Raw genomic sequence first — 25,766 nt, 5'->3', positions numbered from 1 at the left:
TCGGCGTGGGACTTTTCCAGCCGGCACGCACACCCCTGCTCAGCGCCGAGCCTCCCCATCCGCGACGAGAGGAGCGCTGCCCATGCGCGTCGGTGATACCGGCGAGGTGCTCGCCGCCTGTGTCGTGCACGCCGACCTGGAGGTGCCGACCCGGGTGGGTCGCACCGCTATCGACAAGCGACCGGTGGCGGGCCGGGTCGCGGTGCGCGCGCTCGGCTTGGACGGCGACCACGTCTGCGACACCAAGCATCACGGTGGCGTGCATCAGGCTGTCTACGCCTACGCCGACGAGGACGCCCGTCGCTGGGGCACGGAACTCGGCCGCACCCTGCCCGCGGGGTGGTTCGGCGAAAACCTCCGGGTGGGTGGACTTCCGGTCAGCGACTCGGTGATCGGCGCGCGCTGGTCGGTCGGCGACACTCTGCTGGAGGTCAGCGCTCCGCGCGTGCCGTGCGCGACGTTCCAGCACTGGAGCGGCGAGCAGCAGTGGGTCAAACGGTTCGCCCTGCGCAGCGACACCGGCGCCTACCTGCGGGTGCTCGAAGAGGGAACGATCGCGGCGGGGGACCGGATCTCCGTGGTGCACGTCCCCGAGCACGGCATCACCGTCCGTGACCTGTTCACCGGCGCCGATCTCGACCTGCTGACGATCCTGCTCGCCGACGAGCCGACCATCTCCGATGACGTGCGCATGCAGGTCGAACGGCACGCGCGCAGGCATACCAACGCCGCACGGGCCGCGGCGCACCGGCACGCGGCGGCCGGCCACACCGACGACATCGGCACGGGAGCGCAACTGTGAGTGTGGAACTGGTCGAAGTCGTCCGCTCGGGCTTCCGCGAATGCGTGCACCGCGGCTCGGTGGTGGTGCTGGACGCGGCGGGCGAGCCCACCCTCGAACTCGGCGAGGTGCATCTGCCGATCTTCCCGCGTTCGACGAACAAGCCGATGCAGGCGATCACCCTCCTGCGCAATGGGTTCCAGCCGCTCGACGACGCCGAACTGGCCATCGCCACCGCCTCGCACTTCGGCGAACCGGACCATGTCGCGCTGGTGCGCAGGCTGCTGGACCGCTTCGGACTGCCCGATTCGGCCCTGGCTTGCCCGCCCGATCTGCCGTACGACGAACGCGCCCGCGCCGCGGCGCTCGCCGGTGGGCAACAGCCCCATCCGATCTACATGAACTGCTCCGGCAAGCACGCGGCGATGCTCGCGACCTGCGCGATCAACGGCTGGCCCACCGAGGGCTACCAGGACCGGACGCATCCGCTCCAGCGCGCGGTGATCGCGACGGTGGCCGACCTGACCGGCGAGCCGGAAGCCGATCTGGGCATCGACGGCTGCGGACTGCCGATCATCCCGGTCTCGCTGGTCAACCTCGCGCGGGTGTTCGCGACCATGGCGACGGCCGATCCCGGGTCCCCGGAACGCCGGGTCGCCGACGCGGTGCGCGCGCATCCGCGAGTGATTTCCGGCACGAACGGGGCCGATCTGCTGGCCATGCGGGCCACCCCGGGACTGGTGTGCAAGATCGGCGCGGACGGGGTGCATGCAGGCGCGTTGCCGGACGGATCGGCGTTCGCGTACAAGATCGAAGACGGTCACGATCGGGCGCGAATGCCGCTGACGCTGGCGATTCTGCATCGGATGGGGATCGAGTGGACCGATGCGCACGCGGAGCTCGCGGCCCCCGCCGTGCTCGGCGGGGGCGCCCGAGTCGGTGTGATTCGCGCGATACCCGGCGTGGTCTAGGTATTCCACGGCGGGGCGACAAGCGGGCAAACGGCACCGGTTCCGGAGTTCTTCACCCACTCCTGGAAGCGAGACCGCCGGACACACGCTAAAGTGTCTGTCAGGAAGAGTATTAATTCGAACGGGGCCGCCACCAAACCCCAGGCCGCCCCGCTGTGACGCGAGGGGGTCAGCCATGGGCCGTGGCCGGGCTAAGGCAAAGCAGACCAAGGTCGCGCGCGAGCTGAAGTACAGCTCGACGCCGACCGACTTCGCGAGCCTTCAGCGCGAGCTTTCGGGAAGCCCCAACTCCCAGCGGAGTGGTGGTGTGCTGTCCGATGAGCACGACGCGGACGACTCTTTGTCCCGCTGGGACGAGGACGACTACGACGACTGGCGCCGCTGACTCGGATTTACGTCTGAAGGGGGAGGCCGACGGGCCTCCCCCTTCGAGCGTTGTCGCGGGTTGACGTCACAGGCGCCGAAAAGGCTTGCAACACAACAGAGTCCCGCATCGCACGAGGATGCGGGACTCTGACGTGTCTTCGCCGCGGTCAGAACCGCGGATGCTCCCCCACCAGGACGGCGCGCACGGCGTCGGCGTCCTTGGCCTTCTTGACCGTGCCCAGCGTCCAGCACTCGATGTGCCGCGCGGTCAGCACCGCCAGCGCCCGGTCCACATCCTCCGGGGCGACGACGGCGACCATGCCGACGCCCATGTTGAACGTCTTCTCCATCTCGGCCCGCTCCACCCGGCCGCGCTGGGCGATCATCTTGAACACCGGCGCCGGGTTCCACGTGCCGCGATCCAGCTCGGCCACCATGCCCGCGGGCAGCACCCGGGCCAGGTTCGCCGTCAGGCCGCCGCCGGTGACGTGGGCGAAGGTGCGCACATCGGTCTCGGCGATCAGCGCCAGGCAGTCCTTGGCGTAGATCCGGGTCGGCTCGAGTAGTTCCTCGCCCAAGGTGCGGCCGAATTCCTCGACATGGCCGGTGAGCGACATGCGGTCGATGTCGAGCAGCACCTTGCGGGCCAGGCTGTAGCCGTTGGAGTGCAGCCCGGAGGACCCCATGGCGATCACCACGTCGCCGGGACGGACCCGGTCGGGACCGAGCACCGCGTCGGCCTCGACCACGCCGATGCCGGTGGCGGACAGATCGTAGTCGTCCGGGTCCATCAGCCCGGGATGCTCGGCGGTCTCGCCACCCAGCAGCGCGCAACCGGCGCGCACACAACCCTCCGCGATACCGGAGACCAGTTCGGCGACCTTCTCCGGCACGACCTTGCCGATGGCGATGTAGTCCTGCAGGAACAGCGGCTCCGCGCCGCAGACCACGAGATCGTCCACCACCATGGCGACCAGGTCGAGGCCGACGGTGTCGTGCTTGTCCATCGCCTGGGCGACCGCGATCTTGGTGCCGACGCCGTCGGTGGAGGCCGCCAGCAGCGGTTCCCGGTAGCCGCCCTTCAACGCGAACAGCCCGGCGAAACCACCGAGGCCGCCTTGGACCTCGGGCCGGGTCGCCTTCTTCGCCAATGGCCCGAACAACTCGACTGCGCGGTCACCTGCCTCGATGTCCACGCCTGCCGCGGCGTATGAGGCACCACCACTGGGGGTCTGTTCAGTCATCTTCGGGGAAAGCTCCAAACCGAATCGGCGGATAGATGCCTGCTCACGCTACCGGAGCCGGATAACGACCCCGCACCGGTGTTGGCTCGCCCTCTTGACAATAGGGCAGAACCAACCGTAAAGCGGACGATCAGTCCGTCTCGTTCCCGTCGAGCCGCCCGGCCCGCTCCCGGCGGCGGCGTTGCCGCACCGGGTCGGGCACCGGCACCGCGGCGACCAAGCGCCGGGTGTACTCCTCCCGTGGCGCGCGCAGGATGCGATCGCGATCACCCTCCTCGACCACGGCACCGTCGCGCAACACCACGATCCGGTCGGCGAGCTGATCGACCACCGCCAGGTCATGGCTGATGAACAGGCACGCCCAGCCGCATTCGCGCTGTAGCAGGCCGAACAGCTCCAGCACCGCGGCCTGCACCGAGACGTCCAGCGCGCTGGTCGGCTCGTCGGCGACCAGCAGATCCGGGTCGAGCACCAGGGCCCGGGCCAGGCTCGCGCGCTGACGCTGCCCGCCGGACAACTCGTGCGGGTAGCGACCTTCGACACCCGCGGGCAGACGCACGTCGTCGAGCAGTCCGCGCACCCTGGCTCGGATCTGCGCGGAGCTTCCGGCCTTGTGCACCAGCAACGGCTCCGCGACACACTCCCCCACGGTGAGCCGGGGGTTCAGCGAACTGGCCGGGTCTTGGAAGACGAATCCGAAGCGCCGCCGGATCGGCCGCAGCTTGCGCTGCGACAGCCCCGCGATGTCCTGCCCGCGCACCCGCACCGTCCCGGAGGTCGGCCGTTGCAGCGCCGCCACGCAACGGCCGATGGTCGACTTGCCCGATCCGGATTCACCGACCAGGCCCAGCGTCTCGCCGGGCGCGATGCGCAGGCTCACCCCGTCTACGGCGCGGAACCGCGGCCTGCCGAACGAGCCGGGGAATTCGACCACCAAGTCGCGGATCTCGAGCACCGGATCGGTCGCGGTTCCGGTGCGGTCGGACGGCCCGTGTTCGATCTGTTCGGCGCCCAGGTGCGGCACCGCGGCCAGCAGGGCGCGGGTGTACTCGGCCGTGGGCCGGGCGAACAGCTCGTCCACCGGCGCCTGCTCGACCACCGCGCCGTCGCGCATCACCACAACGCGGTCGGCGATGTCGGCGACCACGCCCATGTTGTGGGTGATCAGCACGATCGCGCTGCCGATCCGGTCGCGCAGGTCCCGCAGCAGGGCGAGGATCTCGGCCTGCACCGTGACGTCCAGCGCCGTGGTCGGCTCGTCGGCGATGATCACCTTCGGTTCGCAGGCGATGGCGATGGCGATCATCACCCGTTGTTTCTGTCCGCCGGAGAGCTGGTGCGGGTAGTAGTCCACCCGGTGCTCCGGGTCGGGCAGCCCCACCAGGCGCAGCAGTTCCACCGCCCGTGCTCTCGCGGCTTTCTTGGTCGTCTCGGTGTGCGCCCGCAGCGCCTCGCCGATCTGGAAACCGACGGTGAACAGGGGGTCCAGCGCCAGTCCGGGTTCCTGGAACACCATCGAGATCGCGCCGCCGCGCAATGCGGTGAGCTGCTTCTCGCTCATCGCGGTGACCTGCTCGGTGCCCAGGCTGACCAGGCCGGCCACGGTGGCGGTCGCGGGCAGCAACCCCATCGCGGTGCGCGAGCTCACCGACTTGCCCGAACCGGATTCCCCGACGACGGCCAGCACTTCGCCCGGATAGACCTGGTAGGAGACGTCGTTGACCGCGTGCACGGGTCCCGCGTCGGTGGCGAAGGTGACCGACAGCGATTCGACGGACAGGGCGGGGCGGCCCCGGTCGGCAGCGGAAGAATCAGGCATCGGTCACGTCCTTTCCTGCGCCGGGCGCGCTCGCCACCGCCGCCGCGCGACGAGTGCGCAGGATGGGGTTGAGCACTTCGTTGAGGCTCTCGCCCACCAAGGTCATGCCGAGCACGACGAGCACGATGGCGACGCCGGGGAAGACGCCGGTCCACCAGATGCCGTTGGAGACGTCCGACAGCGCTTTGTTCAGGTCGAAGCCCCACTCCGCGGCCTGGGTCGGTTCGATGCCGAAACCGAGGAAGCCGAGTCCGGCCAGGGTGAGGATGGCCTCCGATCCGTTGAGCGTGACGATCACCGGCAGCGATTGGGTGACGTTGGCGAGGATGTGCCGGAACAGGATTCGCGTGGTCGACGCACCGGTCACCCGGGCCGCGTCGACGTAGGGCTCCTGCTTCACGGCCACGGTCGCGTTGCGCACCACGCGGAAGTACTGCGGCACGAAGACCGCCGTGATGGCCACCGCCGCGGACAGCACACCGCCCAGGCTGGTCGAGCGGCCGCCCGCGACCACGATGGACACCACGATCGCCAGCAGCAGCGTCGGAAACGCGTACATCGCGTCCATGAACAGCACCAGCAGCCGGTCCGGCCACCGCCCGGTATAGCCGGACAGCAGCCCCAGCGGTACCCCGATCAGCAGCGAGAGCACCAGCGAGATCGCGATCACCCACAGTGCGGTGCGCGCACCGTAGATCACCCGGGAGAACACGTCCTCGCCGCGCACCGAGGTGCCGAACCAGTGTTCGGCCGACGGCGCCTGCTGGCGGGCGAACTCGACACCGTCGGCGGCGCTCTGGGCGAACCCGTACGGCGCGATCAGCGGAGCGAGAACGGCGGCCACCACGAAGACGCCGACCAGCGTGAGCCCGAGGATCAGTGTCGCGCGCTGCAACCCCGCGGTCATCGCGAACAACCGCAGGCCGGGTACGCCCCTTCGCGGCGCGGACGGCATGACCGGAGGTTCGTTCAATAGTTCCGGAGCGGTCATCAGAACCTCACCCTCGGATCGATCAGCGCGACCAGGACGTCCACCACGAAGCTCAGCACCGCCACGAGCAGCGCGATGAACGCGACGATGCCCTGCACGGCGATGAAGTCGCGCGCCGACAGGTACTGCGCGAACTGGTAGCCGAGGCCCTTCCACTCGAACGTGGTCTCGGTGAGCACCGACGCGCCGAGCATCATGGCGATCTGCATGCCCAGCACCGTGACGATCGGGATCATCGCGTTGCGGAAGGCATGCCGGCCGGTCACCACGCGGCGGGACAGACCGCGCGCCCGTGCGGCGTCCACGTAGTCGGCGCGCAGGGTCTGGATCAGGTTGATCCGCACCAGCCGCAGGAAGATCCCCGCGGTGAGCAGGCCCAGCGCGACGGCGGGCAGCACAGCGTGTCTCAGCACGTCGAGCAGGTAGCCGGAGTCGCCGTAGAGGATCGCGTCGATCAGCATGATGTTGGTCTTCGGCGAGACGTGCTGCAACCGCAGTTCCACGTTGGTGCTCGCCCGTCCCGCCACCGGCAGCCAGCCCAGCCGCACCGCGAACACCAGCTTGAGCAGCAGGCCGACGAAGAAGACCGGCGCGGCGTAGAACAGGATGGCCAGCAGGCGCAGCGCGGTGTCGGCAGCCGAATCCCGATGGGTGGCGGCGTATCTGCCCAGCGGGACGCCGATCGCGAACGCGACGATCAGCGCCCAGCACACCAGCTCCAGCGAGGCCGCGCCGTAGGTGAGCACCACCTCGCTGATCTCCCGATTGTCTTGGGAGCGGCCGAGATCCCCGTGCAGCAGCCCGGACAGGTAGTCCCGGTACTGGGCCAGGATCGGCCGGTTGAGCCCGGCTGCCTCCTTGCGCGCCGCTATCTGCTCCTGGGTCATGCGCCCGCCCATGGCCGCGCTGATCGGATCGCCGACCACGCGCATCAGGAAGAACACGACCGTGACCAGGATCCACGCGGTCACCGGGATCAGCAGCAGGCGGACGCCGAGGTAGCGCGACAACATGCGGTGCCGGGAATCGTCGCCGCCCCTGCCTGTTCGCCGCGGGCCCCAGGGCCGGGCCCGGACCGATGCCGGCGCGCTGTCCGCCGATATCGTCGCGTCCGGCCCGGCCGTCTCGCCGGAACTCACTTGCTCAGCACCGTATAGCGGAACTTGAACGACGCGTCGAGCGTCTGCTCCACGCCTTGCACGCCCGCGGCCGAGACCGCGATCTGCTTGCCGGACAGCAGCGGGACGATCGGCAGGAAGTTCTGCGCGAGGTCGCGCTGCACCTGCTGGATCTGAGCGAGCCGCTTGTCCTTGTCGGGCTGGGTGGCCTGCGCGATCAGCTGCGCGGAGATGCCCGGGTCCTCGAAGTGCGATTGCAGGAAGTTGTTCGGGCCGAAGAACGGAGAGAGGTAGTTGTCCGGGTCCGGGAAGTCCGGGAACCAGCCGAACTGGTAGAGCGGGTAGCCGTCGCGGGCCCGTTCGCGCTGGTAGGTCACCCATTCGGTGGATTGCAGGTTGACCGAGAACAAACCGGTGGCCTCCAGCTGCGACTTGATCGCCGCGTACTCCTCGGAGCTGCTGGAGCCGTAGTGGTCCGGGTTGTATTGGAGATTCAGCTGCACCGGGGTCGCCACCCCGGCGTCGGCAAGGAATCGCGCCGCCTGATCCTTGTTCGGCCGGGCGCCGTAGATGTCCTCGAACGGCTTCGCCGCGCCCGGCACGCCCTGCGGCACGGACGAATACGCGGGCAGGTACGTCTTCTTGTAGACGCCGTCGGCCAGCGCCGCCCGGTCGACGGTGGACGCGACCGCCTTGCGCACGGCCAGTTTCTGCGCGGGCGTACCGCCCGGCATGGTGTTCAGGTTGAACACCAGGTAGCGCAATTCACCGCCCGGGCCCTCGTGCACGGTGACCTTGCTGTCGTCGCGCAGCGACTCGATGTCGGTGGGCGTCAGCGACCGATATCCGACGTCGAGCGAACCGTTCTGGAGGTCGAGTTTCATGTTGTCGGTGGTGGCGTAGTACTTCGTCGACACCGTCTTGGTTCTCGGTGTGCCGAGGATGCCGTTGTAGTCGGCGAACGCCCGGTACTCGACCAGTTTGTTCTTGTCGTAACCGGCGATGGTGTACGGGCCGGAGTAACCCTTGCCCCGCACCACATCCTCGTCCGGCAGCACCCGGTCCGGGGGGTACACCTTCTCGTCGACGATCGGTCCTGCCTGGGTGGGCAGGATCGCGGGGAAGGTCTGATCGTCGGCCACCTTCAGCGTGAACGCGACGGTGCGCGCGTCCACCACGTCGGTCTTCTCCAGGTTGCCCAGTAGTGCCGCGGGGCCGTTCGGATCGTTGATCCGCAGCATCCGGTCGAAGGAGAACTTCACGCTGGTGGCGGTCAGCGGGTTGCCGTTGGCGAACTTCAGGCTGTCTTTCAACGTGCAGGTGTACACCGTGGGCGTGGTGAACTCGCACTTCTGGGCCGCGTCCGGTTTCGGCGTCGCGTCACCGGGTGCGAAGTTGAGCAGGTACTGATAGATCTGCGTCTCGGCGACCAGCGACCCGTTGTCGTAGGCGGCCGCGGGATCGAGCGAGAAGATCTTGTCGGTGGTGCCCGCCACCAGGCCGCCGCCGTCATCGTCCTCGCCGGTTCGCCCGGAACCGCATCCCGCCAGCATCGAACCCGCCAATGCCAGCAGGCCGACGGCCGCGATGGTTCGCGTCCCGATCCGTCGCCCCAACCTCGAATTCCTCATCACGGCCCCACTTCTCGAGCGCCGCACGCGTTGCCCTGGATCGCAGGCCCGGTGCGGACACGGGTGAACTTCCGATCTGATCGGCACCGTACCTACGAAGCATTTTCGGCACGTTACGTTTTCGAAGAAAATCCGCGGCGCTCTCAGCAGGCGTTATGCGCCGCGACTACAACCGCCGGGAAAAACCGGTCGGACGTCCAGAATTGCCCGACGGTGCGCGGCGTGATGTCTCGAGCACGCCACATCGCGCCGCGGGACAGCGAATAACGTCAGCGCCGCACCGCATTCGCGTTCTCGCCCAGCAGCGCGAGTAGCCTGAACCTCAGCGGTGGTTCGTGATCGTCAGCGACGTGAGGGGTCACGGCACGCCGACTCCCAACTGCCCAATTGGTGCCACCATCGCACGTGTCCTGGGGCACGACCACACTGCCACCCCGCCGCTCACTCCCGCCGCCAGCGAATGAGTGTCCGGATGCATCGGGCACACCGGCCACACCGGCGACTCGCCCGCCGTCCACAACGCCTCCACCGCCCACTCGTACGCCTTGTCGGCGAGATACGCCACCTGCTCCGCGTAGTCGTCGTCGACCAGCGGTCCGATCCCGACGCCGCTACCGTCCGGTTCATAGAACATCACCCAGTCCACGCCCTGATGCGTTTCCTCGACCACGAGGGGCTGAACAGCACAGGTAGCGGCCAGATCCCGACGCACGGGCTCCAGCGCGGCGGCGTACTCCGCATCCATGCGGTCATTATGCGGCACGCGGTGAGCGAGTTCGGCTACGCGGATCCCGCGCCACGTCCCGCGTTCACGGACGGCTCAGCGCGCTCGCATTCGCGTTATCGCTCAGCAGCGCGGCCTCGGACTGGCCGGTGAGCATGCCCTCGAGCACGTTCTTGCCGATGGCCGCCTCGGTGGGCAGCGGAATCGGATAGGTGCCGTCGAAGCACGCGCAGCACAGCCGCGTGCGCGGCTGTTCGGTCGCGGCGACCATGCCGTCGAGCGAGATGTAGCCGAGGGTGTCGGCGCCGATCGACCGGCGCACGCCCTCGACCATGTCCGCGACGTCGCCTTCGGTCCCCGCGCCGTTGGCGATCAGTTCCGCCCGCGAGGCGAAGTCGATGCCGTAGAAGCACGGCCATTTCACCGGCGGCGAAGCGATGCGCACGTGGATCTCCACCGCGCCCGCCTCGCGCAGCATCCGGATGAGCGCGCGCTGGGTGTTGCCGCGCACGATCGAGTCGTCCACGACGATCAGGCGCTTGCCCCGGATCACCTCGCGCAGCGGATTGAGCTTGAGCCGGATACCCAGCTGCCGGATGGTCTGGCTGGGCTGGATGAAGGTGCGCCCGACGTAGGCGTTCTTCATCAGACCCTGGCCGTAGGGCACTCCCGACCCCTGCGCGTAGCCGACGGCGGCCGGCGTGCCGGATTCGGGGACCGGGATCACCAGATCGGCGTCCACCGGGTGTTCCTTCGCGAGGCGCCGACCGATCTCCACCCGGGTGGCGTGCACCGACCGGCCCGCGATGGTGCTGTCCGGCCGGGCCAGGTACACGTACTCGAAGACGCAGCCCTTGGGTTCGGGGTTGGCGAAGCGCATCGAGCGCACACCTTCGGCGTCGATCGCCAGCAATTCGCCGGGTTCGATCTCGCGGACGAACGCGGCGCCGACGATGTCCAGCGCGGCCGTCTCGCTGGCAACGACCCAGCCACGCTCCAGCCTGCCCAGGCACAGCGGGCGGACGCCGTGCGGGTCGCGCGCGGCGTACAGGGTGTGCTCGTCCATGAAGGTCAGGCAGAACGCGCCCTTCAGGGTGGGCAGCAGTTCCATCGCGGCCTGCTCGATGCTCGAGTCGGCGGAGGCGTGCGCGAGCAGCGCGGTGACCACGTCGGAGTCGGACGTCGCCGCGGCGGGCTGCGGGCGCCCGCCCCGGACGGAAGCGCCGAGCAGGCCGAGTTCGCGTGCGCGACCGGCCAATTCGGCGGTGTTGACCAGATTTCCGTTGTGTCCCAGGGCAAGTCCGGAACCGACGGCGGTGGTGCGGAAGATGGGCTGCGCGTTCTCCCAGGTCACCCCGCCCGTGGTGGAGTAGCGGCAGTGCCCGACGGCGATGTGACCGGGCATGGCCGCCAGCGTCTGCTCGTCGAACACCTGGCTGACCAGGCCCAGATCCTTGAAGACCAGGATCTGCGAGCCGTCCGACACCGCGATGCCCGACGCCTCCTGTCCGCGGTGTTGCAGCGCATAAAGCCCGTAATACGTGAGCTTCGCCACTTCTTCGCTCGGCGCCCAGACTCCGAAGACTCCGCACTCCTCGCGCGGCTCGTTCTCGTCGACGTCCGGGGCGGGACAGGAGGGGGCGGAAATGCTCTGGACCGGCAGTTCGGCGTTGGTCACCGTTTGCTCCCTGTTCGGGCGGGCTGGGGGCAGATTTCATTCTACGGGTGCTCCGTGGCGCACCGACACCGCCGCCGCATCCGAGCAGCAATCCGGAGTGCCCGAAGCGCGGCCGATGCGACGCGGGCAACTGTTACGGTGCGCACCGTGACGACTACGGACGACGCGAGCACGACGGAGTCGGGTGCGGCCCCCGCGCGCAGGCCATGGCCTCGGATGGTGCTCTTCCCCCTCGCGGTGCTGAGCCTGCTCACCGCACTGCTGGGCATCATGTACCTCGACTACGTCGTCGATCCGGAGAAGAACCTGCACGACTTCCCGATCGCCCTGGTCAACCAGGACGTCGGCGACACCATCGGCAACGGGAGCGCCGCGCGGAAGGTCAATTTCGGCGACCAGATCACCCAGGCGCTGTCCGATGGGGTGCCGTCGGACAAGGTCGACCTGCGGGTGATCAGCATCAACGAGTCCGAGCGCCAGATGCAGTCCGGACAGGTCTACGGGGCGATCATCATCCCGAGCGACTTCAGCAAGCGGCTCGGGAATCTCGGTGTGGGCAGTGTCATACCGGGCGATATCCAGCGGCCGATCATCACGTTGCAGACGAATCCGCGCACGGGCGCGTTCGGCACCCAGATCGTGCTCCGGGTCGGCGACGAGGCGCTCACCGAGGTGAACAAGCAGGTCGGCAAGCAGCTGCTCGATCAGGTCACCGCGCAGCTCGCCCCGCCGCCCGGCGGTCCGCCCGCGCCAGAGCTGACCGGGGCGACCAAGGTGGCGCTGGCGTCACCGATCGAGGTGGTCACGCAGCAGTACCACCCGCTGCCGCACGGTAGCGGGCAGGGGCTGACCGCGTTCTTCTACGCACTGTTGCTGCTGCTGGCCGGTGTGGTCGGCGCGATGGTGATCCACACCATGATCGACGCGCAGCTCGGCTTCGTGCCCACCGAGTACGGCCCCTGGTATGTGCACTACCCGTCCACGCCGATCTCGCGGTTCAGGACATTGCTGATCAAGTGGGGCGTGTTCGTGCTGGCGGCGAGCATCGTCTCCGCGGTGTTCCTGGTCGTCGGCAAGCTGCTGGACATGCCGATCGGCAATCCGCTCGCCCTGTATCTCTACAGCGTGCTGGCCCTTACCGCCGTTGGCGTCACCGGGCTGTCCACGCTGGCCGCGATCGGCTCGGCGGGCCTGCTGGTGAACCTGATCCTGTTCGTCATCCTCGGTTTGCCGTCCTCCGGCGGCACCGTGCCGATCGAGGCGACGCCGCGATACTTCGGCTCGCTCGCCTCCTTCGAGCCCATGCACCAGGTGTTCCTCGGGGTGCGGTCGATCCTGTACTTCGACGCGAATTTCGAGGCGGGACTCACGCGCGGGGTGTGGATGGCCGTCCTGGGGCTGGCGATCGGGCTGGTGCTGGGCGCGGCGATCACCCGCTTCTACGACCGTAAGGGGCTGGAGCGCCGCAACATCGTCCAGGCGTGACACGTACGCGCGGGATATCGGCCACCGGCGCGGAGGTCTGTCATGCGCCGAGGAGATCCCCGGCGGATGGCACCGCCGAGCCGACCTCGTCGGCGGTCACGGCACGGCTGCGAAACACGCCTCGGCGCAAGGGTTGACGAGCACACCCTGACGTTCCATCAGCGCCGCATGCGGGCGGACCTCAGGCGGTGGCCCGGACGATCGGGAGCCAATGAGCGATCTCGGCCGCGCGGGTGCCGGAGGCGGTGACCGCGCCGGAGGCGACGGCGTCGTCGAACGCGAGCAGGCCGGTGGCCAACAGCAGCCAGGTGCGCGGGTCGGTCTCGACGACGTTCGGCGGAGTGCCCCTGGTGTGCCGCGGTCCCTCGACGCACTGCACCGCGACGAACGGCGGCACCCGCACCTCCACCGAATGTCCCGGCGCGGAGGCCGCCAGCGAGCGCGCCGTGCTGCGCACCGCCGCCGCGAGTTCGGCGCGCGCGGGCGCGTCGACCGATTCGTCGCGCAACCACTCGCTCACCACCGCCACCGCCGCCCTCGTTTGCGCCGGGTCGACCGTCCCTCGTCCTGCCACCTTCGCGACCCTACTTCCCGAATTCATCCACAGTTGTCCCCAAGCCGTACTACGCCGGCCGGGATCCGCGCGAGGAAGCCTCGATGCGGCGGGCCAAGCGCGGCGCGATCGCCCCGCCCGCGTTCATGGCGAGATGCAGCAGCGCCGGGGCGACGGTGCCCGCGGTGCGGCGGCGCAGCCGACCGAACACGAGGCCGCCCGCAGCGGTGACGGCCACGGTGGCGGGGACGCTGTCGCCCACGGCCCGCGCGGGAGCGATGTGCCAGAGCCCGAAAGTCGCCGCGCCGAGCAACGCACCCGTGCGCGGGCCGAAGACGTGGTCCAGCAGGGGATCCAGCGTGCCGCGGAAAACCAGTTCCTCGCTGTAGACGGTCCCGAGGGGGATGTGCACGGCCGCCCACTCCGCGGTCGACACGTCCGGCCCACGTTCGGCGAGTCCGGCCAGTCGCCATCGCAGTGATGGAACGGCAAGGGCCGCGACGTAACCGGCCACGACGCCCGAGACGGCGAGCAGCCCGCAGCGCGCGCCACGCCACGAGTCGCGGCCCGGCTCGGCGCGCGACGCGAGCGCGTATGCGGTGGCGAACCCGGCGTTGGCCGCGGTTCGCCCGCGTATGCCGAGACCGAGGCGGGGCAGGACCACGTTGCTCCAGATCAGCGGAAATGCCACGGCCGCAATGATTCTCGCGGGCCGCCTGCGTCTCACTTGGTCGTCCGCTCGTAATCCTCGGCGGCCTCGACTTCGGCCCGGATCCGTTCGGAGCGCTCCGCGGTCCAGTCCGGCGGCGCGGCGATGGCCGCCCAGCCGTCCAGCACCAGGCTGCCGTAGCGGTGTCCGTGCCCGTCGGTGACGCCCTGCGCGTTGGTCAGGTCGGCGGCCACCTGCCAGAAGGTGACGAACGGCCACCAGCGCATCTGGGAGGAGACGTCCGAGCCGCGCGGCTCCGACAGCCAATCCGGGCGCGAGAAGATCAGGTCCGGCGACCACCAGACGATCGGGTCGGACGCGTGCTGTAGATACGCGATGCGCGGCGGCCGCCACTCCGTCGAGGGCCGCGCCAGGTCGGCGCTGTCGCTGGCGAACCGGACCACCAACCCGTCCGCGTACAGCGGCTGGACCTCCCGGGACCCCGGATCGCGGCGGGCGACGAACTGCTGCCACAGCCGGTTGGAATTGGGCGGGCCGACCCAGAGTGCGCCGTCGACCTTGGCCCGCAGATCGGCCAGCCCGTCGAACGCCGCCTCGGAACCCTGCGAACCCAGGCTCTCCCCGTACACCAGCAGCTTGGGGCGAACCTGCGGCGGCCGCGCGGACCAGTGCTGGTACACCGCGTCGAACAAGTCCCTGCCCGCCGCGGCGGCCTTGTTGCGGTCGGCCAGGAACGACAGCACGCTGGGCAGGTACGAGTACTGCGTGGCGACCATCGCGGTGTCACCGTCGTACATGTACTCGATCGCCCCGGCTGCCAGCGAGTTCACCCACCCGGTCCCGGTGGTGGTGACCACCACGAGCGCCTTCCGGTCGAACGCTCCGGTTCGCTCCAATTCCGCCACGGCCAGCTCGGCCGGTTCCTCGTCGCCTTCGCCCGACTCCAAGCCGACGTAGGCCCGGATGGGTTCCTTGGCCGGACGGCCGGTGACCGAGGTGATGCGGCTCGCCGTGGGACCGTGTGAGACGAACCAGCGCCCTTCGAAGCCGAGGGTCTCCCACTTCGCCAGCGAGGTCGGGCTGCCGGAGCGTTCCGGCTGCTGCGGTTGCACCGCGTTCACCGAGGTGTGGTCGTTCTGCACGCTGAAGGCCGAGTTGGCCACCGCGAAGAACGCCTGGGTGGCCACACCGTTGAAGATCGTCACCGCCAGCACCACCAGCACCAGGAAGCCGGCGGCCGGCGCGAGTTCGCGTGGGATCCGCACCCACCGATTGAGCAGGCGGGCCAGGAACAGGATGATCTCCCGCAGCGTCCGATAGGCCGAGACGGCCGCGACGCCGACCGCCAGGCTGAGCAGACCGGTGCGCAGGTAGGCGGGCGTGGTGGTGCCTTCCATGCCCATCAACGCCGTGATCTCACGCTGCCACCGCGCCGACTGGATCAGCATCAGCGCGGCGCTCAACGCGGCGGTGAGCAGCACGGCGGACTTGATCGCGTAACGCGCCCACGTCGGCGGTGGCGAGATCTTCAACCGTGGCCGCACCCACAGCCGGAACAGCCACTCCAGCAAACAGCCGGCGCCGTAGCCGATGGCGGCGTTGATCCCGCTGATCAATCCCTGGAACAGCCAGTCGCGCGGCAGCAGCGACGGCGTCACCGACAGCGCGAAGAACACGGTGGCCACGACCAGGCCGACGTAGTTGAGATCGATGACGTCCTCGGCGTGCCGGGTCATCGCGACCGCGCGCGTGCGCAGCTTTCGCATGGTCCCGGCGCTCTCCAGCATTCGATCAGTATGGCGGTCGGCACCGACGGCCCGGCGCGTCGCCCACCGCGACGCGGGCGCACCGGGCGCGGATCACACCGCCGCGAATGGCAACTACCCATTCCGCTCGAGTAGTTGTACAGGGGTGCTCGGGCCGCGCCGTCCGGAAACTCTTATCCATGAGCACAACGACCACGCGGACGAAAGCCAGCGCCGCATACGTCGCGCAGGCCTCGCTCGCCTTCGGCATCAGCTTCGTCGGCATCGGCATCGGCATCTACGCGCTGCCCCTGGATGTCTGGCAGCGCGGATTCCTGGGGATGTCGATGCTCTTCCTGGTCACGAGCACCTTCACGCTGGCGAAGGTGGTCCGCGACCAGCACGAGGCGGCGACCATAAACGGTCGCATCGATCAGGCGCGGATGGAGAAGCTGCTCTCCGAGCACGATCCGTTCAATTCCGTCGCCTGAGTACGCGCACCTGGGCGGGCCCGGTAACGAGGGGTTCAGGCCCGCCCAGGTGGGCGTTTCGTCAGACGGTGCCCGCGCCGAACAGCTTCGGCAGCGTGCCCTCGTGCGCGGTCCGCAACTCGTCCATGGGGATCGAGAACTGGCCCTGCACCTCGAGCGAATCCGAGCCCTGATCGACCACACCGATACGCACCCACGGCAGTTCGCGCGCGGTGCACATCCGGGTGAACCTGGTCTCCTCCGAGCGCGGCACGGCGACCAGCACGCGCCCCGCCGACTCGGAGAACAGCGTGACGAACGGGTCCTCGCCCTCGGGAAGCAGGATGCGGCAACCGGTTTCACCGGCGAGCACGGCTTCGACGACGGCCTGGGCGAGACCGCCCTCGGAGAGGTCGTGCGCGGCGCTGATCATGCCGTCGCGCGAACCGGCGGTCAGCACCTCCGCGAGCAGCTGCTCGCGGGCGAAGTCGACCTTCGGCGGCACGCCGCCCAGATGATCGTGCTCCACCTGGGACCAGATCGACCCGCCGAACTCGTCGCGGGTCTCGCCGAGCAGGATCAGCGTCTCGCCCGGCTCCAGCCCGAGGCCGGTAGGGATGCGGCGGTGCACGTCGTCGATCACGCCGAGCACGCCGACCACCGGGGTCGGCAGGATCGCGGTCTGGCCGGTCTGGTTGTAGAAACTGACGTTGCCGCCGGTGACCGGGATGCCGAGCGCCACGCAGCCGTCCGCCAAGCCGCGCACGGCCTGCTGGAACTGCCACATCACGCCGGGGTCCTCGGGCGAGCCGAAGTTCAGGCAGTTGGTGACGGCCTTCGGCGTCGCGCCGGTGGTGGCCACGTTGCGGAAGGCCTCGGCCAGCGCCAGCTGCGCACCGGCGTAGGGGTCCAGCTTGGTGTAGCGGCCGGACGCGTCGGTGGCCAGCGCGATGCCGCGGCCGGTCTGCTCGTCGATCCGGATGACGCCCGCGTCGGCCTGGTCGGCGAGCACGGTGTTGCCGCGCACGTAGCGGTCGTATTGCTCGGTGATCCACTTGCGGCTGCACAGCTGCGGGCTGGAGATCATCCGCAGCAGCGTGGCGCGCAGTTCGTCGGCGGTCTCCGGCCGGGCGAGCCCGTCCGGGGTGTCGGCGATCAGCGCGTCCTGCTCGTCGGGCCGCGCGAGCGGGCGCTCGTAGACCGGGCCCTCGTGCGCGACGGTGCGCGGCGGCACGTCCACCACGGTGTCGCCGTGCCAGGTGACCACCAGCCGGTCACCCTCGGTGACCTCGCCGATCACCGTGGCCAGCACGTCCCACTTGCGGCACACGGCCATGAACGCGTCCACGTTCTCCGGAGTGACGACCGCGCACATGCGCTCCTGCGACTCGCTGGAGAGCACCTCGGCGGGCGTCATGCCGGTCGCGCGCAGCGGTACCTTGTCCAGCTCGATGTGCATGCCGCCGTCACCGGCCGCAGCGAGCTCGGAAGTGGCGCAGGACAACCCGGCGCCGCCGAGGTCCTGGATGCCGACCACCAGCTTCGCCGCGTACAGCTCGAGACAGCACTCGATGAGCACCTTCTCGGTGAACGGGTCGCCGACCTGCACCGAGGGCAGCTTCTTGCGACCGGAGCCGGACTCGTCACCGGAGAAGGTGTCCGAGGCCAGCACCGAGACGCCGCCGATGCCGTCCAGACCGGTGCGCGCGCCGAACAGCACGATCTTGTTGCCCGCGCCGGAGGCGAAGGCCAAGTGCAGGTCCTCGACCCGCATCACCCCGGCGCACAGCGCGTTCACCAGCGGGTTGCCCTGGTAGGAGGCGTCGAACACGGTCTCGCCGCCGACGTTCGGCAGGCCGAGCGAGTTGCCGTACCCGCCGACACCGCGCACCACGCCGTCCACCACGCGGCGGGTGTCGGCCGCGTCCGCGGCGCCGAAGCGCAGTTGGTCCATCACCGCGATCGGGCGCGCGCCCATCGCCATGATGTCGCGCACGATGCCGCCGACGCCGGTGGCCGCACCCTGGTACGGCTCGACGTAGGAGGGGTGGTTGTGACTTTCCACCTTGAAGGTGACCGCCCAGCCGTCGCCGACGTCGACGACGCCCGCGTTCTCACCGATGCCCGCGAGCATGGACTCGCGCATCTCGTCGGTGGTGGTCTGGCCGAAGTAGCGCAGATGCACCTTCGAGGACTTGTAGGAGCAGTGTTCGCTCCACATCACCGAGTACATCGCCAGTTCGGCGTCCGTCGGCCTGCGGCCGAGGATCTCCTTGATCCGGGCGTACTCGTCGTCTTTGAGCCCGAGTTCTTTGTAGGGTTGCGGCACGTCGGGGTTTGCTGCGGCTGCGCTGACGGTGTCGACCTGCGGAGTCACGGAGTACCAGGGTCCTTTCGGCCGGGCATTGTGAAGCGACGAGCGTTGTCACTGGGGGGCGGCGAGATGCCTGGGTGTAAGTCTAGAGGCAGTGGGTACGGGCCATACGCACCGGCTAGTCTGAGCCGGTGAACGAAGGATCGGGGGTCGCGAATCCGGGTGAGCGATCGATCGCCTCGGACGCCGCGCCGGCCCGGAGCGGGGAATCGGGAGCCGCGCCCGGTGACGCGTCGCCGAACCCCGGGACACCGCAAGTGCGCTGGCTGATTGCTGCCGCCGCGTTGTTCGCGGTGTCGGTGCTCGTCTCGCTGCTGGCGCACTGGTGGCACGGTTACATCGACCTGCAGGTCTATCGCAACGGCGCCCGGGTCTGGTTGGACGGCGGCGATCTGTACGGCCCGATGCCACCGGTCGAGGGGATCGGGCTGCCGTTCACCTATCCGCCCTTGGCCGCGTTGTTCTTCGCGCCGCTGGCGCTGCTGCCGCTGGTGATCGCCGAGGTGGTGGTGGTCGTCACCTCGGTAGCCGCCCTGGCCATCTCGCTGTGGCTGGTGCTGGCTCGGTTGCGTCCCGGCCTGTCCCGTCCTGCCGTGCTCGCCCTGGTCGTCGGCGCGGTCGCGGTGGCGCAGTTCTTCGAACCGGTCCGCCAGACCTTCGGCTTCGGCCAGATCAACCTGGTGCTGATGGCCGCGATCACCCTGGACTGCCTGGCGCGCAAGCCGTTCTGGCCGCGCGGCATGCTGATCGGCATCGCGGTATCGGTGAAACTGATCCCGGCCGGATACCTGCTGTACTTCGTGCTGCGCAAGGACTGGAAGGCCGCCGGCACGCTGGTGGTGTCCGCGATCGCGGCGGTCGGTCTCGGATTCCTGCTGTTCCCCGATGATTCCGTGGACTATTGGTTCCACACCCTCGCCGACACCGGCCGGATCGGACCGCCCTACTTCGCGGGTAACCAGTCCATCAAGGGCATGGCCTTCCGGTTGGGCATCGACGACACGGCGGCCACTCTGCTGTGGATCACGCTGTCGGTGCTGGCGGTGGCGCTGGCCGCGGTGTGGATGCGCAGGCTACTCGAAGCGGGCGCGACCGCGGCGGCGCTGCTGGTGAACGCCGCGGCGGTGCTGCTGGTCTCGCCGGTGTCCTGGTCGCATCACTGGGTGTGGATCGCGCCCGCGCTCGTGCTCACCGCCGACCTCATGGTGCGCGGCACGCGCAGCCCGCGGGCGATCGGCGTGGTCGTGGCGGGCGCTGTGCTGTTCCTGATCGGCCCGCACTGGCTGCTGCCGCACTCGCGCGACCGCGAGCTGGAGTGGGCCTGGTGGCAGCAGATCATCGGAAGCAGTTACGTGCTGGCCACGTTCGCGGTGTTCCTCGTCGCGGTGTTCACCTACCGCCCGGTGGCCTCCGGCGTGAGGAAGGCGGCCAGCGCCGCGGCGTAGGCCGGGACGTCGAACACGCCCATCAGCTCGCGCGCGGAATGCATCGCCAGCTGCGGCGCGCCCACGTCGACGGTCGGCATGCCGGTGCGCGCCGCGGTCATCGGTCCGATCGTGGAGCCGCAGGGCAGGTCGGCGCGATGCACGTAGCGCTGCAACGGGACCGCGGCCTGCGCGCAGGCCAGCGCGAACGCTCCCGCGCCGGTGGCGTCGGTGGCGTAGCGCAGGTTCTGGTTGACCTTCAGCACCGGCCCGCCGTTGACCTCGATGCGGTGCGCGGGCTCGTGGCGCTCCGGATAGTTCGGGTGCGTCGCGTGCGCCATGTCACCGGACGCGCACACCGAACCGGCCAGCGCGGCAAGGTAATCGGCGCGGCCGCCGCCGCGCGCCAGCACGATGCGTTCCAGCACCGTGGGCAGCAGATCCGACTGCGCGCCCCGGTCGGACTGGCTGCCGACCTCCTCGTGGTCGAACATGGCCAGCACCGGGATCGCCGCCCCCGGCGTGTCGATCGCCGCTAGGAACGCTTGGAGGCCCGCGAAGCAGGTGCCCTGGTTGTCCAGGCGGGGCGCGCTGACCAAGTCCTGATCCCGCCCGATCAGCCTGCTCGGTGTCAGGTCGTGGGTCATCAGCTCCCAGCCCAGCACGTCCTCGGGATCGACCTCCACCCGATCGGCCACGAAATCGATGAACGACGCCGCCTCGTATCCCGCGCCCCACACCGCGTTGACGTGCCGCTGCGGGTCCAGCGTGACGCCCCTGCGGTCCTCGGACAGGTGGATGGCCAGCTGCGGCACCCGCAGGATCGGCTCATCGATGCGAACCAGGCGCTCGCCCACCGTGTTTCCGTCGCGCACGCTCAACCGTCCGGAGACACCGAGCTCGCGATCCAGCCACGAGTTCAGCCACGCGCCGCCGTACGGTTCCAGCCCCACGAGCTGCCAGCCTGCCGAGGTCAGGTCGGGATGCTGCTTGACGCGCAGGTTCGGGCTGTCGGTGTGCGCCCCGACCACACGGAACGGGGTCGCGCCCGCCGCGTCCCCCGCGGCCCAGGCCACCAGCGACCCACCGCGCACCACGTAGTGCCTGCCCGTGTCGTCCGACGGCCAGGTCTGCGACTCGGCGAGCCGGGAGAATCCCCGCGCGTCCAACTCCGCGGCGACCGTGCGGCAGACGTGGAACGGCGACGGAGACACATCGATGAACGCGCACAGCCCAGCGGCCGTGGCTGCGGTGGTGGAGACGGGCATGCCTGCGATCCTAGGCAAGCGGGCCGTGACCGGTGTGCCCCGGTCGATCGGGGGGGTGTGGCGAATACCCGGTCGAATACGCCGTGGCCGATGCGGTAATCGCGAGAAATCGTCCCGCTGAATCACTACTCGGCACGAGTCGATTCGCCCCGGAACATAAGGACGAGAATGGTCCCGTATTCGATCACGAATCGGGCGTTCGCGGCATTCATCGGACGAATGTCGGTACTTCGGAGTATTACTCCGAGGCGATGGAAACCAGGTCGAGCAATCGCATGAGTTCGGTATATCGGCGCGCGCCGATGCGCCCGCGCAACTCTTGTTCGGCACGCGCCTCCTCCGCGCGCACCTCGGCGACCAGGTCGGCGCCGAGCCTGCTGAGGCCGATGAGGATGCGGCGGCGATCGTCCTGCGCGGCGAGCCGGAAGATCAGGCCGCGCTCGGCCAGATAGTCGGCGTGCCGGGTGGCAGAGGACGGCGCCAGCTGCGATCTGGCCGCCAGTTCGGTCATGGTGATCCCCGCGTCGCCGCACAGATTCGACAGCATCGACCACTGATCCGGCGAGAGCTGCCTGGTGCACAACGCCACGTCCAGATGCCGCACCCAACCGCGCTCCGCGGCACGCAGCGCGCCATGTAGCGTCGAATTTCCGCTCACAATGGACGTCATTATTTCCCGCCTGCCGTGAATTCCGCTCGAACGAGAAGAAGAGTACCGAATGTCGACGTCGTTCGAGAGCCCTGCGGGGACGATCGAGGTCCTCGACATAGTTCCGCGACAGGAACCGGGCGGGATCAACGCGCAGGTCCCGCGACGCGGCGATATCCGTCGCGGCCGTTGAAATCAACCGGAGTGCGGGAATTCCGGGGCGCGAAATTCGTACTACGAATATCGACGAGGGCGGACGTCGGCCGAGGTCTCCGCGCTGCCGTCCACCGGCATGACGCACGCCGTCACCGTGGGGCACCTGCGCGGTTCGGCGGGGCCGTGACGGGGCCTGCGCGGTTCGGCGGGCGGTAGCGAGGGACTCCGCGGGCCGGATGACCCGCTACCGCGCGCGGTACGGCGCGTTCGCCCCTGCGCTCACCAGCTTCGGCAACGCCACCTACGAAGCCGTCCACACACCGGGCGCGCTGGAGCGGACGGCCGGATCGCTGGAAGTGCCCGAGATACTCGACGCCCTCGACCAGCCGTGGTCTCGAAACTGTTTGCGGCGTACGGTGTTTCCGAGGCGACCAGGCGATCCAGCGCGGATCTATCGCCCGCGCGGATCGGGTCGGCTTCGCGATCGTCGACCACACCAGCGGAAGACGAATGCGAACGCTGGAGGCCTACACCCCTACCAGCGAGTCCAGTACCGAGAGGAACAGGCCGAGACCGTCGTCACTGGGACCGGTCAGCGGCTCGGTGGCGTGTTCGGGGTGCGGCATCAAGCCGACGACGCGACCGTTGGCCGAGGCGATGCCCGCGATGCCGCGCTGTGAGCCGTTCGGGTTGCCGCTCGCGTAGCGGAAGACCACCCGGCCCTCGCCCTCGAGCTGGTCCAGCACGGCTTCCGAGGCCTGGTAGCGCCCTTCACCGGACTTGAGCGGGACGAGGATCTGAGCGCCCGGCTCGAAGCGGGAGGTCCACGCCGTCGACACCGACTCCACGGTCAGCCACTCGTCGCGGCAGATGAAGTGCAGCCCTTCGTTGCGGGTCAGCGCGCCGGGCAGCAACCCGGCCTCGCACAGCACCTGGAAGCCGTTGCAGATGCCCAGCACCGGCAGTCCGGTGCCCGCGGCACGCACGACCTCACCCATGACGGGCGCGAACCGGGCGATGGCGCCCGCCCGCAGGTAGTCGCCGTAGGAGAAGCCGCCGGGCACGATCACCGCGTCGACGCTCTTGAGGTCGGCGTCGGCATGCCACAGGCTGACCGCCTCGGCGCCGGCCAGGCGCACCGCCCGTGCCGCGTCCACGTCGTCGAGCGTGCCGGGAAAGGTGATCACCCCGATGCGCGCGCTCATGAGAGGCGAACCACCTTCCACTCCTCGATCACGGTGTTGCACAACAGCGATTCGGCGATCTGCTCGAGCGCCGCGTCGTCGATGCTGTCATCGACGTCGAGTTCGAATCGCTTGCCCTGGCGCACGTCCGAGATGCCCTCGAATCCCAGGCGCGGGAGTGCGCCGACGATGGCCTGCCCCTGCGGATCCAGGATCTCGGCCTTCGGCATCACCTCGACCACGACTCGTGCCACGCGTTGCTCCTCATGTGGTTGGGGGGTTACCTCAGCAGCGTAGTTGTGCTGGTCGAGCGCGGCATCCGCGGGGTGCGCCGAGACACCCGCGATGTCGTGGAGAACACACCCGGCGTGGCTAGCATGGCGGCATGCGCATAGCCCACTTCGGTCACTCCTGTCTCCTCGTCGAGCTGCACGGCAAGAAGATCCTGTTCGACCCGGGCACGTTCTCACACGGCTTCGAGGGCCTCACCGGCCTGGACGCGATCGCGGTCACCCACCAGCATCCCGACCACATCGACCCGAACCGGATCGAGGCGCTGGTCGAGGCGAACCCCGGCGCGCGGTTGCTGTCGGATCCGCAGACCGCCCAGCAGCGCGGCGAGCGGTGGGAGGCGGTGCACGCGGGCAACGTGCTCACCCTCGGCGATCTCCGGATCACCGGCGGCGGGGGCAGGCACGCCGTGATCCATCCGGAGATCCCCGTCATCGACAACACCGTCTTCCAGCTGGGCACCGCCGACGACCCGGCGCAGCTCGTGCACCCCGGCGACTCGCTGTGGGTGCCGCCGGTCCCGGTCGGCGTGCTGGCCGCGCCCGCCGCGGCGCCGTGGATGCGGGTCAGCGAAGCCGTCGACTACCTGCGCGCAGTGGCTCCGCGGGTCGCGCTGCCCATCCACTACGGCATCATCCGCGAGGAGGCGCAGGGCATCTACTTCGGCAGGCTGTCCGAAATGGCTCCCGCCGGAACCGAATTCCGGGTGCTCGCCCCGGAGAGCGACACCGACCTGTAGCGCTATCCGGCGTAGGTCGCCAGGAAGATCGCCTCGGCCAAGGCCATGTGCTCGATCTCCTTCGGATCCACGCTCTCGTTGGGGGCGTGGATCAGGGCTTTCGGTTCCTCGACCCCCAGCAGCATGATCTCCGCGTCCGGGTAGGTGGTGGCGAAGACATTGCACAGCGGGATCGAGCCGCCCTGCCCCTGGGTGGTCGCCGGACGACCGTAGGACGCGGCGAGCGCCGCTTCCATCGCGGCGCGCGCCGGTCCGCCGGTCGGGGACCGGAACGGCGCTCCGGCGCCTTCCAGTTCGACGGTCAGCCTGGCGCGCCACGGCGTGTGCGCCTCGAGGTGCGCGACGAGCGCCCGGTGCGCCTGATCCGGGTCGGTGCCCGGCGGAATGCGCAGGTTCAGCCGGGCGCGCGCGATCGCGGGGATGGCGGCGGCGGAGCCGACCACCGGAGGCGCGTCGATGCCGAGCACCGTCAGCGCCGGCCGCGCCCAGAGCAGGTCGGCCACGGTGCCGTCGCCGACGAGTTCCACATCGCGCAGCACGCGCGCGTCGGCGTGGAACTGCTCGCTCGGATACTGGACGCCCGGCCAGACCTGATCGTTCGGCAACCCGTCGATGGTGGTGTTGCCCCGCTCGTCGCGCAGCGAGGCGAGCAGGTGGATCAGCGCGGCGAGCGCGTCGGGAGCCGGGCCGCCGAACATGCCGGAATGCAAGGGGCCGACCAGGGTTTCGACCGTGACCACCACGTTCACTCCGCCGCGCAGCGTCTGCGTCAGGGTCGGCACACCCGCGGCGAAGTTACCGCAGTCGCCGACGACGATCGCGTCGGCGCGCAGCAGCTCCGGCTCGGCCTCGACGAACCGCTCCAGTCCCCCGGTGCTCTGTTCCTCGGAGCCTTCCGCCACCACGATGACCCCCACCGGCAGATCCGCGCCGAGCGCGCGCAGAGCCGTCAGGTGCATGACGATGTTGCCCTTGCAGTCGGCGCTGCCGCGCCCGTACCAGCGCCCGTCGCGCTCGGTCAGCTCCCACGGCGGGGTGCGCCATGCGGCCTCGTCCATCGGGGGCTGGACGTCGTAGTGACAGTAGAGCAACACCGTCGGCGCACCATCGGGAGCGGGCCGCGATGCGACTACCGCCTTGGTGCCGTCCGGCGTTTCGTGCAGGCCGACCGTGGTCAGCCCCGCCGCGGCGAACGCGTCGGCCACCCACTGCGCCGCCGCGTCGCACTCCTCGAGAGGGAACTGCCGGGGATCGGCTACCGACTTGAACGAAACGAGCTGAGCCAGATCGGTTTTCGCCTGTTTCATCAACTCTGCCACCGCGCTGCGCAGCGCTGCGACACGCACATCGTCTGTCATCCCCCAACCCTATCCCCGGCCTTCCGGGTGAAGTTCGCACAGCTGGGCGGGTGTCCGCGCACGAGACGTCTCCGGGG

The 25,766-nt window shown here is 69.4% G+C and carries 23 protein-coding genes; 7 read left to right on the top strand and 16 right to left on the bottom strand.

The window, feature by feature from the left end; translation table 11 throughout:
• Positions 1 to 82: 82 nt before the first annotated feature.
• The 3 genes from ABZ803_RS17250 to ABZ803_RS17240 all read left to right on the top strand — a co-directional run bounded on the left by ABZ803_RS17250 (position 83) and on the right by ABZ803_RS17240 (position 2,137).
• Positions 83 to 802 carry an MOSC domain-containing protein gene (locus tag ABZ803_RS17250; RefSeq protein ID WP_357038606.1) on the top strand — a complete coding sequence of 240 codons (720 nt, stop codon included), beginning with the start codon at positions 83 to 85 and terminating at the stop codon, positions 800 to 802.
• On the top strand, positions 799 to 1,752 hold the full coding sequence (locus ABZ803_RS17245) for an asparaginase (RefSeq protein WP_357038603.1): 954 nt from the start codon (positions 799 to 801) through the stop codon (positions 1,750 to 1,752). Before ABZ803_RS17250 ends, ABZ803_RS17245 begins: the two co-directional genes overlap by 4 nt.
• Before the next feature lie 175 nt (positions 1,753 to 1,927).
• Positions 1,928 to 2,137, top strand: a complete 210-nt coding sequence (locus ABZ803_RS17240; protein ID WP_063053670.1) for a DUF3073 domain-containing protein — start codon at positions 1,928 to 1,930, stop codon at positions 2,135 to 2,137.
• 148 nt (positions 2,138 to 2,285) lie between these two features.
• Here the strand turns inward: ABZ803_RS17240 and purM are convergent, their stop codons facing one another.
• The 7 genes from purM to purF all read right to left on the bottom strand — a co-directional run bounded on the left by purM (position 2,286) and on the right by purF (position 11,323).
• The gene (purM, locus tag ABZ803_RS17235; protein WP_040864733.1) at positions 2,286 to 3,362 is read right to left on the bottom strand and encodes a phosphoribosylformylglycinamidine cyclo-ligase; all 1,077 of its coding nucleotides are present in this window, start codon (positions 3,360 to 3,362) and stop codon (positions 2,286 to 2,288) included.
• A 130-nt stretch (positions 3,363 to 3,492) separates the two neighbouring features.
• Complete coding sequence (locus ABZ803_RS17230; RefSeq protein ID WP_357038599.1) at positions 3,493 to 5,181, bottom strand: ABC transporter ATP-binding protein; 1,689 nt, start codon at positions 5,179 to 5,181, stop codon at positions 3,493 to 3,495.
• Positions 5,174 to 6,136 (bottom strand): ABC transporter permease, encoded by a 963-nt coding sequence (locus ABZ803_RS17225; protein WP_357038992.1) that lies wholly within the window; start codon positions 6,134 to 6,136, stop codon positions 5,174 to 5,176. Before ABZ803_RS17225 ends, ABZ803_RS17230 begins: the two co-directional genes overlap by 8 nt.
• A gap of 35 nt (positions 6,137 to 6,171) precedes the next feature.
• Positions 6,172 to 7,185 carry an ABC transporter permease gene (locus tag ABZ803_RS17220; RefSeq protein WP_357038596.1) on the bottom strand — a complete coding sequence of 338 codons (1,014 nt, stop codon included), beginning with the start codon at positions 7,183 to 7,185 and terminating at the stop codon, positions 6,172 to 6,174.
• 122 nt (positions 7,186 to 7,307) lie between these two features.
• Positions 7,308 to 8,921, bottom strand: a complete 1,614-nt coding sequence (locus ABZ803_RS17215; RefSeq protein WP_357038593.1) for an ABC transporter substrate-binding protein — start codon at positions 8,919 to 8,921, stop codon at positions 7,308 to 7,310.
• Positions 8,922 to 9,279: 358 nt separating this feature from the next.
• Positions 9,280 to 9,666 carry a hypothetical protein gene (locus tag ABZ803_RS17210; protein WP_357038590.1) on the bottom strand — a complete coding sequence of 129 codons (387 nt, stop codon included), beginning with the start codon at positions 9,664 to 9,666 and terminating at the stop codon, positions 9,280 to 9,282.
• Between the two features lie 64 nt (positions 9,667 to 9,730).
• On the bottom strand, positions 9,731 to 11,323 hold the full coding sequence (gene purF / locus ABZ803_RS17205; protein ID WP_357038587.1) for an amidophosphoribosyltransferase: 1,593 nt from the start codon (positions 11,321 to 11,323) through the stop codon (positions 9,731 to 9,733).
• 216 nt (positions 11,324 to 11,539) lie between these two features.
• On the opposite strand from purF, the gene ABZ803_RS17200 reads away from it, so the two are divergent.
• Complete coding sequence (locus ABZ803_RS17200) at positions 11,540 to 12,808, top strand: ABC transporter permease (protein ID WP_357038989.1); 1,269 nt, start codon at positions 11,540 to 11,542, stop codon at positions 12,806 to 12,808.
• A gap of 181 nt (positions 12,809 to 12,989) precedes the next feature.
• Here ABZ803_RS17200 and ABZ803_RS17195 read toward each other — a convergent pair whose 3' ends face one another.
• From ABZ803_RS17195 to ABZ803_RS17185, 3 genes are read right to left on the bottom strand one after another with little or no spacing between them, the layout of a single operon-like run.
• Positions 12,990 to 13,382 (bottom strand): sterol carrier family protein, encoded by a 393-nt coding sequence (locus ABZ803_RS17195; protein ID WP_357038584.1) that lies wholly within the window; start codon positions 13,380 to 13,382, stop codon positions 12,990 to 12,992.
• A 49-nt stretch (positions 13,383 to 13,431) separates the two neighbouring features.
• On the bottom strand, positions 13,432 to 14,052 hold the full coding sequence (locus ABZ803_RS17190; RefSeq protein WP_357038581.1) for a CPBP family intramembrane glutamic endopeptidase: 621 nt from the start codon (positions 14,050 to 14,052) through the stop codon (positions 13,432 to 13,434).
• A gap of 32 nt (positions 14,053 to 14,084) precedes the next feature.
• On the bottom strand, positions 14,085 to 15,818 hold the full coding sequence (locus tag ABZ803_RS17185; protein WP_040864727.1) for an alpha/beta hydrolase: 1,734 nt from the start codon (positions 15,816 to 15,818) through the stop codon (positions 14,085 to 14,087).
• A 158-nt stretch (positions 15,819 to 15,976) separates the two neighbouring features.
• On the opposite strand from ABZ803_RS17185, the gene ABZ803_RS17180 reads away from it, so the two are divergent.
• The gene (locus ABZ803_RS17180) at positions 15,977 to 16,267 is read left to right on the top strand and encodes a YiaA/YiaB family inner membrane protein (RefSeq protein ID WP_040864726.1); all 291 of its coding nucleotides are present in this window, start codon (positions 15,977 to 15,979) and stop codon (positions 16,265 to 16,267) included.
• A 61-nt stretch (positions 16,268 to 16,328) separates the two neighbouring features.
• On the opposite strand, the gene purL is transcribed toward ABZ803_RS17180, so the two are convergent.
• The gene (gene purL / locus ABZ803_RS17175; protein ID WP_357038576.1) at positions 16,329 to 18,623 is read right to left on the bottom strand and encodes a phosphoribosylformylglycinamidine synthase subunit PurL; all 2,295 of its coding nucleotides are present in this window, start codon (positions 18,621 to 18,623) and stop codon (positions 16,329 to 16,331) included.
• 128 nt (positions 18,624 to 18,751) lie between these two features.
• Between purL and ABZ803_RS17170 the strand changes: the two genes are divergently transcribed.
• Positions 18,752 to 20,065 carry a glycosyltransferase 87 family protein gene (locus ABZ803_RS17170; RefSeq protein ID WP_357038573.1) on the top strand — a complete coding sequence of 438 codons (1,314 nt, stop codon included), beginning with the start codon at positions 18,752 to 18,754 and terminating at the stop codon, positions 20,063 to 20,065.
• On the opposite strand, the gene ABZ803_RS17165 is transcribed toward ABZ803_RS17170, so the two are convergent.
• The 4 genes from ABZ803_RS17165 to purS all read right to left on the bottom strand — a co-directional run bounded on the left by ABZ803_RS17165 (position 20,014) and on the right by purS (position 23,555).
• Positions 20,014 to 21,312, bottom strand: a complete 1,299-nt coding sequence (locus ABZ803_RS17165) for a M18 family aminopeptidase (protein ID WP_357038570.1) — start codon at positions 21,310 to 21,312, stop codon at positions 20,014 to 20,016. The genes ABZ803_RS17170 and ABZ803_RS17165 overlap by 52 nt on opposite strands.
• Before the next feature lie 238 nt (positions 21,313 to 21,550).
• A complete protein-coding gene (locus ABZ803_RS17160; RefSeq protein WP_357038567.1) occupies positions 21,551 to 21,982 on the bottom strand; it encodes a MarR family transcriptional regulator in 432 nt (143 codons plus the stop codon).
• 662 nt (positions 21,983 to 22,644) lie between these two features.
• Positions 22,645 to 23,322 carry a phosphoribosylformylglycinamidine synthase subunit PurQ gene (purQ, locus tag ABZ803_RS17155; protein WP_357038564.1) on the bottom strand — a complete coding sequence of 226 codons (678 nt, stop codon included), beginning with the start codon at positions 23,320 to 23,322 and terminating at the stop codon, positions 22,645 to 22,647.
• Complete coding sequence (gene purS, locus ABZ803_RS17150) at positions 23,319 to 23,555, bottom strand: phosphoribosylformylglycinamidine synthase subunit PurS (RefSeq protein ID WP_040864762.1); 237 nt, start codon at positions 23,553 to 23,555, stop codon at positions 23,319 to 23,321. Before purS ends, purQ begins: the two co-directional genes overlap by 4 nt.
• A gap of 131 nt (positions 23,556 to 23,686) precedes the next feature.
• On the opposite strand from purS, the gene ABZ803_RS17145 reads away from it, so the two are divergent.
• Positions 23,687 to 24,331 (top strand): MBL fold metallo-hydrolase, encoded by a 645-nt coding sequence (locus ABZ803_RS17145; RefSeq protein ID WP_357038561.1) that lies wholly within the window; start codon positions 23,687 to 23,689, stop codon positions 24,329 to 24,331.
• 2 nt (positions 24,332 to 24,333) lie between these two features.
• On the opposite strand, the gene ABZ803_RS17140 is transcribed toward ABZ803_RS17145, so the two are convergent.
• The gene (locus tag ABZ803_RS17140; protein WP_357038558.1) at positions 24,334 to 25,689 is read right to left on the bottom strand and encodes a dipeptidase; all 1,356 of its coding nucleotides are present in this window, start codon (positions 25,687 to 25,689) and stop codon (positions 24,334 to 24,336) included.
• Positions 25,690 to 25,766: the final 77 nt, after the last annotated feature.

Origin of the sequence: Nocardia sp. NPDC047648, from assembly GCF_040642815.1 — a bacterium.
GTDB classification, from domain to species: domain Bacteria; phylum Actinomycetota; class Actinomycetes; order Mycobacteriales; family Mycobacteriaceae; genus Nocardia; species Nocardia gamkensis.
This window is presented reverse-complemented; position numbering and strand designations above follow the sequence as displayed.

Bases quoted from the DNA above. Each gene is read 5' to 3' on its own strand.
- ABZ803_RS17250 (WP_357038606.1), top strand. From the start codon at position 83: ATGCGCGTCGGTGATACCGGCGAGGTGCTCGCCGCCTGTGTCGTGCAC.
- ABZ803_RS17240 (WP_063053670.1), top strand. From the start codon at position 1,928: ATGGGCCGTGGCCGGGCTAAGGCAAAGCAGACCAAGGTCGCGCGCGAG.
- purM (WP_040864733.1), bottom strand. From the start codon at position 3,362: ATGACTGAACAGACCCCCAGTGGTGGTGCCTCATACGCCGCGGCAGGC.
- ABZ803_RS17230 (WP_357038599.1), bottom strand. From the start codon at position 5,181: ATGCCTGATTCTTCCGCTGCCGACCGGGGCCGCCCCGCCCTGTCCGTC.
- ABZ803_RS17225 (WP_357038992.1), bottom strand. From the start codon at position 6,136: ATGCCGTCCGCGCCGCGAAGGGGCGTACCCGGCCTGCGGTTGTTCGCG.
- ABZ803_RS17220 (WP_357038596.1), bottom strand. From the start codon at position 7,185: ATGTTGTCGCGCTACCTCGGCGTCCGCCTGCTGCTGATCCCGGTGACC.
- ABZ803_RS17215 (WP_357038593.1), bottom strand. From the start codon at position 8,921: ATGAGGAATTCGAGGTTGGGGCGACGGATCGGGACGCGAACCATCGCG.
- ABZ803_RS17210 (WP_357038590.1), bottom strand. From the start codon at position 9,666: ATGGATGCGGAGTACGCCGCCGCGCTGGAGCCCGTGCGTCGGGATCTG.
- ABZ803_RS17200 (WP_357038989.1), top strand. From the start codon at position 11,540: ATGGTGCTCTTCCCCCTCGCGGTGCTGAGCCTGCTCACCGCACTGCTG.
- ABZ803_RS17185 (WP_040864727.1), bottom strand. From the start codon at position 15,818: ATGCTGGAGAGCGCCGGGACCATGCGAAAGCTGCGCACGCGCGCGGTC.
- ABZ803_RS17180 (WP_040864726.1), top strand. From the start codon at position 15,977: ATGAGCACAACGACCACGCGGACGAAAGCCAGCGCCGCATACGTCGCG.
- ABZ803_RS17165 (WP_357038570.1), bottom strand. From the start codon at position 21,312: ATGCCCGTCTCCACCACCGCAGCCACGGCCGCTGGGCTGTGCGCGTTC.
- ABZ803_RS17160 (WP_357038567.1), bottom strand. From the start codon at position 21,982: ATGACGTCCATTGTGAGCGGAAATTCGACGCTACATGGCGCGCTGCGT.
- purQ (WP_357038564.1), bottom strand. From the start codon at position 23,322: ATGAGCGCGCGCATCGGGGTGATCACCTTTCCCGGCACGCTCGACGAC.
- ABZ803_RS17145 (WP_357038561.1), top strand. From the start codon at position 23,687: ATGCGCATAGCCCACTTCGGTCACTCCTGTCTCCTCGTCGAGCTGCAC.
- ABZ803_RS17140 (WP_357038558.1), bottom strand. From the start codon at position 25,689: ATGACAGACGATGTGCGTGTCGCAGCGCTGCGCAGCGCGGTGGCAGAG.